Source organism: Catenulispora acidiphila DSM 44928, assembly GCF_000024025.1.
Taxonomy (GTDB): Bacteria; Actinomycetota; Actinomycetes; order Streptomycetales; family Catenulisporaceae; genus Catenulispora; species Catenulispora acidiphila.
This window is the reverse complement of the sequence record NC_013131.1, coordinates 4,903,746-4,916,543: the sequence shown is the minus strand read 5'-3', so window position 1 is coordinate 4,916,543 and position 12,798 is coordinate 4,903,746. Positions and strand designations below refer to the sequence as shown.

9 protein-coding genes and 1 pseudogene are annotated in these 12,798 nt (G+C 69.8%); 4 read left to right on the top strand and 6 right to left on the bottom strand.

The window, feature by feature from the left end:
- Positions 1–38: 38 nt before the first annotated feature.
- From CACI_RS21410 to otsB, 5 genes are all read right to left on the bottom strand, one after another.
- Complete coding sequence (locus tag CACI_RS21410; RefSeq protein ID WP_015792921.1) at positions 39–773, bottom strand: hypothetical protein; 735 nt, start codon at positions 771–773, stop codon at positions 39–41.
- Between the two features lie 83 nt (positions 774–856).
- Entirely contained in the window at positions 857–1,870 is a 1,014-nt protein-coding gene (locus CACI_RS21405) for a sugar phosphate isomerase/epimerase family protein (RefSeq protein WP_015792920.1), read from the bottom strand.
- Positions 1,867–3,108, bottom strand: coding sequence for a Gfo/Idh/MocA family protein (locus CACI_RS21400; protein ID WP_015792919.1), 1,242 nt, complete (start codon positions 3,106–3,108; stop codon positions 1,867–1,869). The genes CACI_RS21405 and CACI_RS21400 overlap by 4 nt, the downstream gene beginning before the upstream one ends.
- Entirely contained in the window at positions 3,105–7,136 is a 4,032-nt protein-coding gene (locus CACI_RS21395) for a glycoside hydrolase family 3 C-terminal domain-containing protein (RefSeq protein WP_015792918.1), read from the bottom strand. The genes CACI_RS21400 and CACI_RS21395 overlap by 4 nt, the downstream gene beginning before the upstream one ends.
- 132 nt (positions 7,137–7,268) lie before the next feature.
- The gene (otsB, locus tag CACI_RS21390) at positions 7,269–8,048 is read right to left on the bottom strand and encodes a trehalose-phosphatase (protein WP_015792917.1); all 780 of its coding nucleotides are present in this window, start codon (positions 8,046–8,048) and stop codon (positions 7,269–7,271) included.
- A gap of 114 nt (positions 8,049–8,162) precedes the next feature.
- Here otsB and CACI_RS21385 point away from each other — a divergent pair, with 114 nt between their 5' ends.
- The 3 genes and pseudogenes from CACI_RS21385 to CACI_RS54335 all read left to right on the top strand — a co-directional run.
- Positions 8,163–8,909, top strand: a complete 747-nt coding sequence (locus CACI_RS21385) for an alpha/beta fold hydrolase (protein WP_015792916.1) — start codon at positions 8,163–8,165, stop codon at positions 8,907–8,909.
- 35 nt (positions 8,910–8,944) lie between these two features.
- The gene (locus CACI_RS21380) at positions 8,945–9,787 is read left to right on the top strand and encodes a M55 family metallopeptidase (protein ID WP_015792915.1); all 843 of its coding nucleotides are present in this window, start codon (positions 8,945–8,947) and stop codon (positions 9,785–9,787) included.
- A gap of 143 nt (positions 9,788–9,930) precedes the next feature.
- Positions 9,931–10,257: pseudogene (locus CACI_RS54335) on the top strand (histone H1-like repetitive region-containing protein); the annotation flags it as partial.
- A gap of 24 nt (positions 10,258–10,281) precedes the next feature.
- Here the strand turns inward: CACI_RS54335 and CACI_RS21375 are convergent.
- Positions 10,282–11,328: a LacI family DNA-binding transcriptional regulator gene (locus CACI_RS21375; RefSeq protein WP_015792914.1), complete on the bottom strand. Its 1,047-nt coding sequence runs from the start codon at positions 11,326–11,328 to the stop codon at positions 10,282–10,284.
- Positions 11,329–11,520: 192 nt separating this feature from the next.
- On the opposite strand from CACI_RS21375, the gene CACI_RS21370 reads away from it, so the two are divergent.
- Positions 11,521–12,798, top strand: coding sequence for an ABC transporter substrate-binding protein (locus tag CACI_RS21370; protein WP_015792913.1), 1,278 nt, complete (start codon positions 11,521–11,523; stop codon positions 12,796–12,798).

Genomic DNA, 12,798 nt, shown 5'->3' with positions numbered 1-12,798 from the left:
GCCGCTAGGCGTCAGCGCGGTAGGCAAAGTCAGCCGCCTCAGCTGCAATCCCAGAAAAACGCGCCCTCCCGATCATCCGCGGACAAGAACAAGAACCCATAGCCGCCACCGAAATTCAGCGCATAGGGCTCCCCGTCCCACCCCTCGCCATCCTCGAGCTGGAGGAAGAAGTCCCAGCTCTCGTCCAGGGGCAGCGGCAAGTGCGCCTGCGGATACCGCGCGCGGCCGCCGACATAGCTACACGGGTACTCCCCGCCGTCAGGAAGCTGGCTCGGCTCGCCGCGCCGAAACGCGTCGTCATAGGCGATGTCAGCGTCCAGCGCCGCCTCCTGCGCCGGCGCGAGTTCGACGTGCTCCCCCAGGAGCTCGACCGGGACGTACTCGTTCCAGCTGCGGCCTCGTGTGCACAGGGTCGGGCCGGTCGCCGTGGCAGTCACTTCGATACCGGCGGGCACGCGGCCGTCGGGCTGGACGATCAGAGCGTTGCGCCCGCCGAAGGGCTCCGCGGTGGTGGCGTCCCCGTCCTCATCGGTGATGAACAAGTACGCCAGCCGCACCCCCGCGCCCGGCACGCGGAACTGCCCGATGAAGCGCATCGGCTCGCCGGAGACGCGGTCGAGCGGCCAGGCGGGGGCGGCTAGCCAGACCGGCTGGCCGCCGAGCTTGGTGTCGGGGGTGGTGATCGGTGCGGGGCTCGGCTTGGTGGCGATCGCCAGGCGCGGGGTGACGCCGGCGCCGTAGGGCCCTGCTCCGTTGTTCCTCGTCTGCAACACAGCACGCGACCCTAACTCAGGGATGTGCTGTGGGGTGACGTATCGCGGCCGCGTCGCCGCGTCCGTCACCCCACCGTGTCAGCTCAGCCGGAGGCGCCTTGGCTGAACGCCGCGTCGAAGGAGGCGCGCGGCGGCTCGATCGCCGCCAGGCCGCGGACGAACGCCAGCGCCTCGGGTGCGCCGACCAGCCGGTCCATGCCGGCGTCCTCCCACTCGACGCTGATCGGGCCGGCGTACCCGATCGAGTTCAGCATCCGGAAGACCGCCTCCCACGGCACGTCCCCGTGCCCGGTCGACACGAAGTCCCACCCGCGCCGCGGATCGCCCCACGGCAGGTGCGAGCCGAGCCGCCCGTTGCGTCCGTTGAGTCGCCGCACCGCGTCCTTGCAGTCGACGTGGTAGATCCGTTCCCGGAAGTCGTACAGGAAGCCGGGGGCGTCAAGGTCCTGCCACACGAAGTGGCTCGGATCGAAGTTCAGCCCGAAGGCCGGCCGGTGATCGACCGCCTCCAGCGCCCGCACCGTCGACCAGTAGTCGTACGCGATCTCGCTCGGATGCACCTCGTGCGCGAACCGCACCCCGACCGAGTCGAACACGTCCAGGATCGGGTGGAACCGCCGCGCGAACTCGGCATACCCGGCTTCGACCACATCGGCCGACACCGGCGGGAACATCGCCAGCAGATGCCAGATCGGCGAGCCGGTGAAGCCGATGACGGTCTGCACGCCCAGCTCCGCCGCCGCCCGCGCGGTATCGGCCAGCTCGGCGGCAGCCCGCGTCCGCACGCCCTCGGCGTCGCCGTCGCCCCAGATCCGCGCCGGCAGGATGTCCTGGTGCCGGCCGTCGATGATGGCGTCGCACACCGCCTGCCCGACCAGATGCGTGGAGATCGCGTAGACCTCGAGCCCGTGCTTGGCGAGCAACTCCTTGCGCCCGGCCACATACCCGGGCTCCTTCAACGCCCGATCGACCTCGAAGTGATCGCCCCAACAGGCGATCTCCAAGCCGTCGTACCCCCACTCCGAAGCCAGCCGGCAGACCTCCTCGAAAGGCAGGTCGGCCCACTGGCCGGTGAACAAGGTGATGGGTCGCGTCACAACGCCTCCTGGGTCACAGCAGTCCACGCGGACCTGTTCCGAGCACTGTCTTCCACCGCCGCCAGCACGCCCTGCACGTACAGCCCGTCGGCGAACGACGGCGTCGGCGCCTTCCCGGCGGCGATCGCCTCGATCAGGTCCCGCTTCTGGTTGACGAACGTGTGGTCGTAGCCCAACCCGTGGCCCGGCGGCCACCACGCGTCCAAATAGGGGTGCTGCGGCTCGGTGGCGAGGATGCGGGAGAAGCCCGCCCCGGCGGCGTCCGAGGTCGCGTCGTAGAACTGCAGCTCGTTCATCGCCTCGAAATCGAACGCCACACTGCCCTCCGAGCCGTTCACCTCGATCCGCATCGCGTTCTTGCGCCCCGGGGCGAACCGCGTGGCCTCGAACGTCGCCAGCGCCCCGCCCTCGCAGTCGGCGAAGAACACCGCCGCGTCGTCGACGGTCACCCGGCCGCGCTCGCTCCCCGCCGCGCCACTCAGTCCCGAAGCGGACGTCGCCAACGGCCGTTCCTCGACGAAGGTGCGAGTCCGAGCGCTCAAGCCCGTGATCCGCCGACCGGTCAGGAAGTACGCGAGATCCACCAGATGCGCGCCGAGATCGCCCAGCGCGCCAGACCCCGCCTCCTCCTTACGAAGCCGCCAGACCAGCGGGAACTCCGGATCATTGATCCAGTCCTGCAAATAGACGGCCCGCACATGCCGGATCTCGCCGAGCCGCCCCTGCGCCACCAGATCCCGCGCCAGCGCGAGCGCCGGAGTGCGCCGGTAGTTGAACCCGACCATGGACAGCACGCCGCGCGCCGCCGCCTCCTCGGCCGCCGCCGTCATCTCCCGCGCCTCGGCCAGCGTGTTCGCCAACGGCTTCTCGCAGAGCACGTGCTTGCCCGCGGCCAGCGCCGCCAGCGCGATCTCGGCGTGCAGCGCGCCGGGCGTGGTGATGTCGATGACGTCGATGTCGTCGCGGGCGACCAGCGTGCGCCAGTCGTCGGTCCAGGACTGCCACCCCCAGGCGCGCGCCGCCTTCGCGACCGATCCGGGGTTCCGTCCGGCGATCGCGATCAGCTCGGGCACCAGCGGCACCTCGACGGCGCGACCGACGCTCTGCCACGCCAGCGAGTGCATCCGCCCCATGAAGCCGTGCCCGATCAAGCCGATCCGCAGCGTCGAGGATCCGCCGCTGTTGCCGTTGTTGCTCTCGCCGTCCCCGCTCACGAGCCCGCTGCCGTCCCCGCTCACGACCCGGCCGCCGGCATCAGCTGCGCCATGTTGAACTCGGCGACGTTCTTGTTGTCGCCGATGCCGCCGCCCCACTGCAGGTAGCCGTTCCGTACGCCGGTGTCCACGTTGTTGAACATCGCCGAGATGGAGAACACGCTGTTCGCCGTCGGCGCCAGCGAGGTGAGATCGCTCCACGGGATCGCCACCTCGTACAGCGTGGTGTGGTTCGCCTCGTCCCGGGTGACGTTCACCGAGGCGTCGGTGACCAGACCGGCACCCTGCGACGGGCTGATCCAGCGGTAGAGCTGCGACCCGGCAGGAGTCAGAGCAGCGCCGTATTCGTAGTGTCCCTCAAGGGATTCATCGCTCGTGGCGACCGACGATCCCGGAATCCCTGACGTCGCCGATACCTGCATGCTGTCGCCCTTCCAGATGTCCCCGGCGGTATTGGTCTGTGAGAACGCAGCCTCGGTCATATCGGCGGTGACGTAAAGGTTCTGAGCGTCCCAGTCGAACCACATCTTGCCCGACAGGTAGGAATCGCCGCCGTACGGCAGGGAGCCGTCCAACGATCCCCAGGTCCCGTCCGCGGAGGTCGACAGGTTCACCGACGGACCGTCCTGGACCTGGTCCAGCGTCCAGGAACTGCCCAGGGACTTGTTCACCACCGGCAGGAACGTGACGTGTCCGCTCAGCGGCTCCGAGGCCAAGCCGCCGGAGATGACGCTGCTGACCGTCAGCGGGTAGATGGTCGCGAAACTGATACCGGTCACCGGAACCGTCACCGTGGTCGACGCCCCGGCGGCGATCGTCGCGCTGACCGGCGCGGTGCCCGACAGGCTGCCGAGCTGCCACTTGACCGCCGTCACCGAGGTCGCGGTGTCCGAGGGGTTGTTCAGCACCACCTGCAAGGACCCGGCCGCCGGGCTCGTCCCGGTGATGACCGGCGTGGCCTGCTGCGGCGTGGCGCCGGAGGTCACCGTGACTGCGCTGACCGAGTTCTCGGTGTAGGAACCGGCCGCGCCGGTCAGTGTGGTGGTGGCATCAAGCTCGGTCTGCGTCCCCGGGCTGGCTGTCGCCGGGACCGCGACGCTCCACCTGGCCGTCACCGTCTGGCCGGGCGCGACGCTGGACACCGAGACCGGCGAGTTCGCCGTCGCGGTCCAGCCCGACGGCGTGGTCAGACCGAACCGCACATCGCGCACCGCCTTGTCGCCGGAGTTGGTGAACGTCTCGGTCGCGGTGATCGAGGTCGCCGGCTTCACGATCGCCGGCGCCTGGAGCGTGAACGGGTCCCGCACGACGATCGGGGCGGTGCCGGTCACGCCGTTCACCGTCACGTTGATCGTCGCCGCGCCCGGCGCGTGCGTGGTGACCACGCCGGCGGCGCTGACCGTGGCGACCTTCGGGTCGCTGGTGCTGTAGCGGACATGAGAGTGCGCCAGGTCGGCGAAGGACTGGTCGTCGTTCGCCGCCTCGACGATGTTCGCCGCCGGCGCGTGGTTCTGCTCCAGCGAGGCGTTGGTGTCGGGCGCGATCCAGGGGTTGGCGCCGGTGAGGTCCAGCGTCTGGCCCGCGGTGAAGACCACCTGGTCGGGCTGGACGGCGACGGACTGCACGTGTGGCGTCATCGTGCCGTGCACGTTCACCGTGCCGGAACCGGCGGTCGTCGCCGAGTCCGGACCGACCCGGAACTGGTACGCGCCGTCAGCCACGACCTGCTTGAGGCTGCTCTCGTCCCACGTACTGAGGCTGGAGACCTTGACCGACAAGGAGATGTGCTGGCTCTGGCCCGGCTTGAGCGTGTTCGTCTTCTGGAATCCGGCGAGCTGCTCGCGCGTGGTGTCGTTGGTCCCGGCGCCGGGAGGTGCGGCGTACAGCTGCGCGACCGTGGTACCGGCGACGGTTCCGGTGTTCTTCACGTCGAAGGAGACGTGCACGGTCCCGTCGGCGTTCGTGTTCTGCGGACCGACCTGCACGTGGGAGTACGCGAAGCTGGAGTACGACTGGCCGTAGCCGAACGGGTAGGTCGGCGTACCGGTGAAGTACTGGTAGGTCCGCCCGAGCCCGCCGGTCTGCGAGGGAGTCAGCCCGTAGTTGTCCATCGGCGCCAGCTGGGAGTCCCCGGAGTACCAGGTGAAGTCCAGATGCCCGGCGGGGTTCTGCTGCCCGAACAGCACCTGCGCCAGCGCGGTGCCCTGGCTCTGGCCGTTGTAGCCGCTGAACACGATCGCCGGGAAGTCCTTCTGCGCGTCCTGGATGTCGTAGGGACCATCCGCCTGCATCACCAGCGCGGTGCGCGGGTTGCCCAGCGCGGAGACCTGGCTGATCAGCGAGTCGTAGTTGCCCGGCAGAGCCAGGGTGCTGCGGTCGTTGGCCTCGTCGGCCACGCTCAGGTCGGAGCCGGCGACCACCAGCACCAGGCTCGCGCTCTTGATCGCCGCTTGGGTCGCGGCCGAGCAGGACGCCGGAGTGGTGATCTGTGTTCCGGTCCCGCAGGCGTCGAAGGTGACGGTCGCCGAGGGGTTGGCGGCCTGGACCGCCGCGGTGATGCCCTGCACGGCGTTCACTTCGTGCGTCGGTTCGCCGGAGTACCCGCCGAGCGTCACCTTGTTCGCCAGGTCGCCGACGATCACGACGCTGTCGGTCTTCGCCGGGTCGACCGGCAGCAGCTTGGCCGACGTCCCGGACACCGCGCCGTTCTGCAGTAGCACGATGTCGTTCGCGGCGACCTGCTCGGCGAGCGCCTGGTGCGCCGGGGACTCGATCTGGTCCTTGGTGATCTTGGTGTAGCCGACCTTGCCCGCCGGGTCGAACTCGCCGGTCTCCATCCGCACCGTGAACAGCCGGGTCAAGGTGGCGTCGACGACCCCGTTCGAGAGCAGCCCGAGGTCGATGGCGGCGCTGATGTTCTGCGCGGTCATCTCCCCGCCGGCGCAGTTGAGCTGCGTGCCGGCGCGGATCGCGAAGGCCTGCCCGCCGGCCGCCGCCGAGATCTGCCGGCCGGTGGCGTTGTTGGTCCAGCTGGTGCCGTTGCTGGTCCAGCCCGGCGGAGCCCAGCCGTGGGAGGCGGCGCCGTAGACGTCGCCGATCGCGCCGCAGTCGGAGGTGGTGTAGCCGGCGAAGCCGTAGGTGGCCTGCAGGAGTTCGTCGACGGTGTAGGTGTCCGCCGGGGACGGCGTGCCGTTCACCGCGTTGTAGGAGGTCATGATGCCCGAGACGTGCGCGTCCCGCACCAGGCTGGCGAACTGCTTGGTGTAGTAGTCACGGATGTTCGCATCCGTGGTGTCCGAGCTGCCGGTGTGCCGGCTGTCCTCGATGTTGTTCAGCGAGTAGTGCTTGGCGGTGGCGGCGACCTTCAAATAAGGGGTCTGCTGCTGCCCGGTCATGCTCTGGCCCTGATAGCCGTCGACGAACGCGCCGGCCATCGTGGAGGTGAGGTAGGGGTCCTCGCCGAAGGACTCGTTCGTACGCCCCCACAGCGGATCGCGGTCCATGTTGACGTTCGGCGCCCAGAACGTCAGCGCGCCATAGTCGCTCGCCGACGGTCCCAGGTTGTTCTGCCCGGTCCCCCACAGCGACTTGTCCAGAAACCCGCGCACCTCATCGGAAACCGCGGTGGTCTCCTTATAAGTCAGCGCCGGATCCCAGCTCATCGTCGCGGCGAAGTTCACCGGGAAGCTCGTCGCGTGCACGCCTCCGGTAACGTCGCCGCGGTTGGAGTCGGCGCCCAAGGTGTTGACCCCGTGCTGCCCCTCGCTCCAGTACGTGTACTCCTGCACGCCCAGACGCGGAATCGCCGGCGCGCTGTTGGTCTGCAACTGCGCGGCCTTCTCCGGCAACGTCATCCGCGACACCAAGTCCGCCGCCCGCTCGGCGAACGAGTAGTGGGTGTCGAGGTAAATCGGCTGCCCGGTTTGGGCAGCACCCGGCGGCGCGGCGGTCGGTGCGCTCGCGGGCGAGTTGGCGTAGGCGGCGGCCGGGGCAAGAGCGAGGACGAGAGCGGTACAGAGCAGCGTGCGGACTGGGCGCATCATGGGATGCATATAAAACCCACGATGTTATGCGCGGCAAGGTCGCTGGCGAACATTTCCCAGGCAAGGCGTTGATCAGGCATAACGCCACTTGGTTCACCGGCGTTTAAAGCATCCGATGCCGCAGAGTGTCAATTAAATGCGTTACCCTTGACGCGACACGTCCAGCAGGTCCTCGATATAGCCCACGACCGCACTCGGCGCGTCCAGCACCACGTCGGCCTGCTCGGCGAGTCCGTGCTCCGACTCGCTGTTCACGATCGCGACCCGGACCGCGGTGAACCCGGGATTGTCGTGCTGCCGCTCGGCGAGCGCCTCGAACGCGGCGCGGTCGCCGATGTCGTCCCCGAAATACCAAGCCGTGTCCAAGCCTTCACACCAGCTCCGGACCACCGATCCCTTGTCGCGCCGCACCGGCGGCACCAGCTCGACGACCATGCGGCCGATGCGGACGTCGAGCCCGGTGGCGGCAGCGGTCGCGCTGACCCAGTCCTCGATGCCGGAGCGCAGTTCCGGCGCGGAGCGGTAGTGGATGGCCAGTGCCAGCCGCTTGTCCTCGATGCGCACGTCCCCGGGGAGCTCCTCCTGCGCACGCTCGCGCGCCTCGCGGATCGCCGGTTCCCAGCCGGCCGCCTCCGGATCGGTGAAGCGCTCCCCGGCGATGCTCGATTCGAGGCCGTACAAGCCGGACAGCCGCAGTCCCGGAACCTCGTCGAAGTGCTCGGCCAGGAAGGACAGCGGTCTGGCCGAGACGATGCCGACCACCTTCGCCCTCTGCGCCAACGCCGTCAACGCGGGGATGACGCCGGAGACCGGGGTCACGGTCTCAGGGTCCTCCTGGATGCCGGCGAGGGTGCCGTCGAAGTCGAAGAAGAGCCCTGCGGCGCCGGTGAGGCGGGCCCGCGGCGGCTGCCGGTTCGTCATGGAACTCCCGAGAACGCTGGTTGGTCCGGCCAGACTATCGGCGGTACTTGTCAGGGGCGACGTCTATCGTCGGTGGTGACGGCAACGGCGGCGGATCCGGGAGGTGTGGGGAAGATGGCGACGTTCGTACTGGTTCCCGGCTTGTGGTTGGGCTCGTGGGTGTGGGACGCGGTCGCCGGGCGGCTGCGCGCCGACGGGCACACCGTGCACGCCCTGACCATGCCCGGGATCGCCGAGCGCGCCGCGGAGGCCAAGCCCGACACCGACCTGCGGACCGAGATCGCGGACATCGTCGCCTACCTGCGCGAGCACGGCCTGCGCGAGGTGGTGCTGGTCGGGCACAGCGGCGCGAACATGCCGGTCACCGGGGTGATCGACGAGGTTCCCGAGCTGATCACCCGAGTGGTCTACGTCGACTCCGGTCCGATGCCCTCGGGGTTGGGCGTCATCGACTTCCTGCCGCCGCAGGCCCAGGACGCGCAGCGCCGGCAGGTCGCCGAGCAGGGCGAGGGCTGGCTGCTGCCGCCCCCGCCGTTCGACGCCGAGCAGGACCCGGTGAACCTGGCCGGCATCAGCGAGGCGGAGCTGGAACGCGTGCGCGGACTCGCCAGTCCGCAGCCGTTCCGCACCACGACGGACGCCCTCGACCGTCCCGGCGACCCGATGCCGGTACCCGCCTCGGCGATCACCTGCACGTTCACCCCCGAGCAGGTCGCGCAGCTCGCCGAGACCGGCAACCCGATCTTCGCCCTGATGACGAAGCTCGAGCTGCACCCGCTGCCGACCGGCCACTGGCCGATGCTCTCCCGACCGGACGACCTGGCCGTCCTGCTCGGGCAGGTAGGACAGGTCAGGCACTGAATCCATGGCGGAACACTGAGACAGGTCGGCAGCCGATGAAGATCTTCATCTCCTCCGACATGGAGGGCACCGCCGGGGTGGTCAACTGGGACCAGTGCCGCCCCGGCCAGCACGACTACGAGCACTACCGCGCCCTGCTGCAGGACGAGGTCAACGCCGCGATCGACGGCGCGAACCGGGCCGGCGGACCCCACGAGTTCCTCGTCAACGACTCCCACGGCCGGATGGCGAACCTGCGTCCCGAGCAGCTGCACGGAGAAGCCTCCTACCTGTCCGGGCACCACAAGCCGCTGTACATGATGCAGGGCTTGGACGAGTCCTTCGACGCGGTCTTCTTCGTGTCCTACCACGGCTCGGCGTCCGGCAGCCCGGCAACGCTGTCCCACACCTACAACCCGGCGGCGATCGCCGAGGTCAGGCTCAACGGCGCGCTCGCCGGGGAGTCCGGCATCAACTCGCTGGTCGCCCACAGCCTCAACGTCCCGGTGGTGTTGGTGACCGGCGACCAGACGACCGCCAGCGAACTGCGGCCGTTCTGGCCCGAAGCCCGCGCCGCCGTGGTCAAGCAGTCGGTCTCACGCTTCGCCGCCGAGAGCCTCCATCCAGCGCGCGCCACCCGGCTCATCGAGGAGACGGCACGGGAGGCGATCACCGCATTGCGGGAATCCGGCAGCGCACCCGCCGCCCACATCGAGACTCCCTCGGTCCTCACAGTCCGCCTCCGTAACCCAGACCTCGCCGAGATGGCGACGTGGCTGGAACGCGTCGAGCCCGACAACACGGACCCGACCGTCGTCCACCTCGCCGACGACGATCTCCTGCGCCTCTACCGCACTTTCATCACGCTGGTCGTGCTCACCCGGGGCATCGCCGAGTAGGTCGGCGGCCGGTCGCGGAGCAGTCGGTTGGCAAGCAGCCCGTCGCGGAGCAGCCAGTCGCCAAGCAGCCGGTCCCCGAACAGCCGCTCGCGGAGCAGCCAGTCGCCAAGCAGCCGCTCCCGGAGCAGTCGGTTGGCAAGCGGCCCGTCGCCAAGCAGCCGCTCGCGGAGCAGTCGGTCGCCAAGCAGCCGGTCCCCGAGCAGCCAGTCGCGGAGCAGCCGGTCGCCGAACAGCCGGTCGCAGAGCAGTCAGTTGGCAAGCAGCCGGTCCCCGAACAGCCGCTCGCGGAGCAGCCAGTCGCCAAGCAGCCGCTCGCGGAGCAGTCGGTTGGCAAGCGGCCCGTCGCCAAGCAGCCGCTCGCGGAGCAGTCGGTCGCCAAGCAGCCGGTCCCCGAGCAGCCAGTCGCGGAGCAGCCGGTCGCCGAACAGCCGGTCGCAGAGCAGTCAGTTGGCAAGCGGCCGGTCGCGGAACAGCCGATCGCCGCCGGTCGGCAGTCAGCGCGCGCTCCCAGCCGCGCTCCCGGCCGTGCTCTCGCGCACCTTCAACGCGAAGGGCGCGCGCACGTCCTGCGGCTCGGCGTCGCGGTCGCCGCGTCCGCCGCGGATCGGGTCGACGCGGCGGTCGGCCAGGTCCACCGCGGCCTCGGCGATCGCCGCCTTGTCCGGGGCGATGGTGGTCAGCGAGGGCAGGCTGTAGCTGCCCTCGGCGATGTCGTCGAACCCGGCGACGGCGACCTGGTGCGGGACCGAGACGCCGCGTTCGGCGGCGGCGCGCATGGCGCCGATGGCGAGCAGGTCGTTGCAGCAGAAGATGGCGTCCGGCGGTTCGGGGAGCTGGAGCAGGTGCGCCATCGCCTCGGCGCCGTCGGCGCGCTGGTAGTTCTCGACCGCGACGACCAGCTCCGGGTCGGGGGGAAGACCGGCGGCGTCCAGGGCCTGGCGGTGGCCGGCGGTGCGCAGCGCGGCGGTGCCGCCGTTCTTGCCCGGCTGGTCGCCGATGATCGCGATGCGGCGGCGGCCGATGCCGACGAGGTGTTCCACGACCGTGCGCGCGGCGGCGACGTTGTCGATCGCGACGTGGTCGGCGGGTCCGGGGATGTCGCGCTCGCCGAGCAGGACCAGCGGGGTCCCGGGGTCGGCGCTGAGCAGATCGGCGGGCTCCATCGCCAGCGGGCTCAGGATCGCCGCGTCGATGCGCTGCGGTCCCATCGAGGTGATGACCGCCTGCTCGCGCTCGCGGGAGCCCTGCGTCTGCTCGACCAGCACCGTCCACTGCCGGCGGTGCGCGGCGGTGATCACCAGGCCGGTGAGCTCGGCGAAGTACGGATTGTCGAGCTCCGGGACGGCCAGCACGATGAAGCCGGTCCGGCCCTTGCGCAGGTTGCGCGCGCCGAGGTTGGGGCGGTAGCCGGTCTCGGCGATCGCGCGCTCGACCCGCTCGCGCGTGGCCGGCGTGATGAAGGCGTAGCCGTTCACCACGTTCGAGACCGTCTTGATCGAGACGCCGGCCCGTTCGGCCACGTCCTTCAGTGTTGGGGGCACCTGTCGGGTCCGCCCTTCCCGTGAGTTCCGATCGCCTCAGCGTACGCCTTTACAACGTTGTAGACAACGATGTAGAACTGAGCCCACCCCGATTTCGCCTTCCGTGACGGGGCTCACACGCCCGCGCCGTATGCCGCGAGGCAGACAAGTCATAGACAAGATCCAGAGATTCGACACAGACATCGAGGAGCCATGAAGACGCATGTGAAAGTCGCCGCCGCGGCCGTCGCCGCCGCCGGCTTGCTCACCGCCGCGGGCTGCGGCAGCAGTTCCCCGGCCGGCTCCGGCTCCGTGTCGGGGTCGGGCGGCGGCGTGGTGAAGCTGTCGGTGCTGACCGGGTTCACCGGTCCGGACGGACCCTCCTACCAGGCGCTGGTCTCGCAGTTCAACGCCTCGCACCCGACCATCAAGGTCACCATGGACATCCAGCCCTGGGACGCCATCGGGCAGAAGCTGCCGGCGGAGTGGGCCACCGGCCAGGGCCCGGACCTGGCGACGCCGAACTTCGACCCGGGCGTGATCTTCAACTACATCAAGACCAATTCGGTGCTGCCGCTGGACTCCTCGGTGGGCGCCGCCGACAGCCAGATCAACGCCAGCGCCTTCCCGCCCGCGGTGACCAAAGCGTTCACGGTCAACGGCCACCTGTACGCGGTCCCGGCGAACCTGGCGACCGTCGCGCTCTACTACAACAAGACGATGTTCACCGCCGCCGGCATCACCGACCCGCCGAAGACCTCGGAGGAGTTCGTCGCCGACGTCAAGAAGCTGACACTCGGCGGGGCGAGCCCGACGCAGTACGGCATCTCGCTGGCCGACCACCAGACCATCGAGATGTGGCCGATCCTGCAGTGGATGAACGGCGGGGACATCGTCGGCCCGGACGGCTGCGCGACGATCGACTCCGCGGCCAGCGTGCAGGCGCTGTCGACCTGGGCCGGGATGGTCCAGAACCAGCACGTCAGCCCGGTGGGCCAGACCGGCGCCGACGCCGACACGCTGTTCTCGGCGAAGAAGGCGGCGATGGAGCTCAACGGTCCCTGGGCCGCCGACGGCTTCCGCAAGGCCGGGATCGACCTGGGCATCGCCCCGGTCCCGGCCGGCTCCTCCGGCCCGGTCACCCTGGCCTCGACCGTGCCGATGATGGTCGCCAAGAACACCAAGCACAAGGAGCAGGCGCTGGAGTTCCTGAGCTGGTGGACCGGAAAGACCGCGCAGGCCTCCTTCTCCAAGGGCTCCGGCTACCCGCCGGCGCGCAGCGACGTCACCGTCTCAGACCCCAACGTCGCGGTGTTCGCCCAAGGGCTGCCGACCGCGCGCCTCTACCTGGCCGGACTCCCCACCTCCTCGCAGATCGACACCGACATCTACACCCCGCTGCTGGGCCAGCTCACCCGGGGCGCGGACGCCCAGAAGTCGGCCGACGCGGCCGCGAAGTCCATCAACCAGCTCACCGGCTGCAAGAGCTGA

Coding starts and splice junctions, on each gene's coding strand:
- CACI_RS21370 (WP_015792913.1), top strand. CDS start 11,521: ATGAAGACGCATGTGAAAGTCGCCGCCGCGGCCGTCGCCGCCGCCGGC.
- CACI_RS21395 (WP_015792918.1), bottom strand. CDS start 7,136: ATGCATCCCATGATGCGCCCAGTCCGCACGCTGCTCTGTACCGCTCTC.
- CACI_RS21385 (WP_015792916.1), top strand. CDS start 8,163: ATGGCGACGTTCGTACTGGTTCCCGGCTTGTGGTTGGGCTCGTGGGTG.
- CACI_RS21380 (WP_015792915.1), top strand. CDS start 8,945: ATGAAGATCTTCATCTCCTCCGACATGGAGGGCACCGCCGGGGTGGTC.
- otsB (WP_015792917.1), bottom strand. CDS start 8,048: ATGACGAACCGGCAGCCGCCGCGGGCCCGCCTCACCGGCGCCGCAGGG.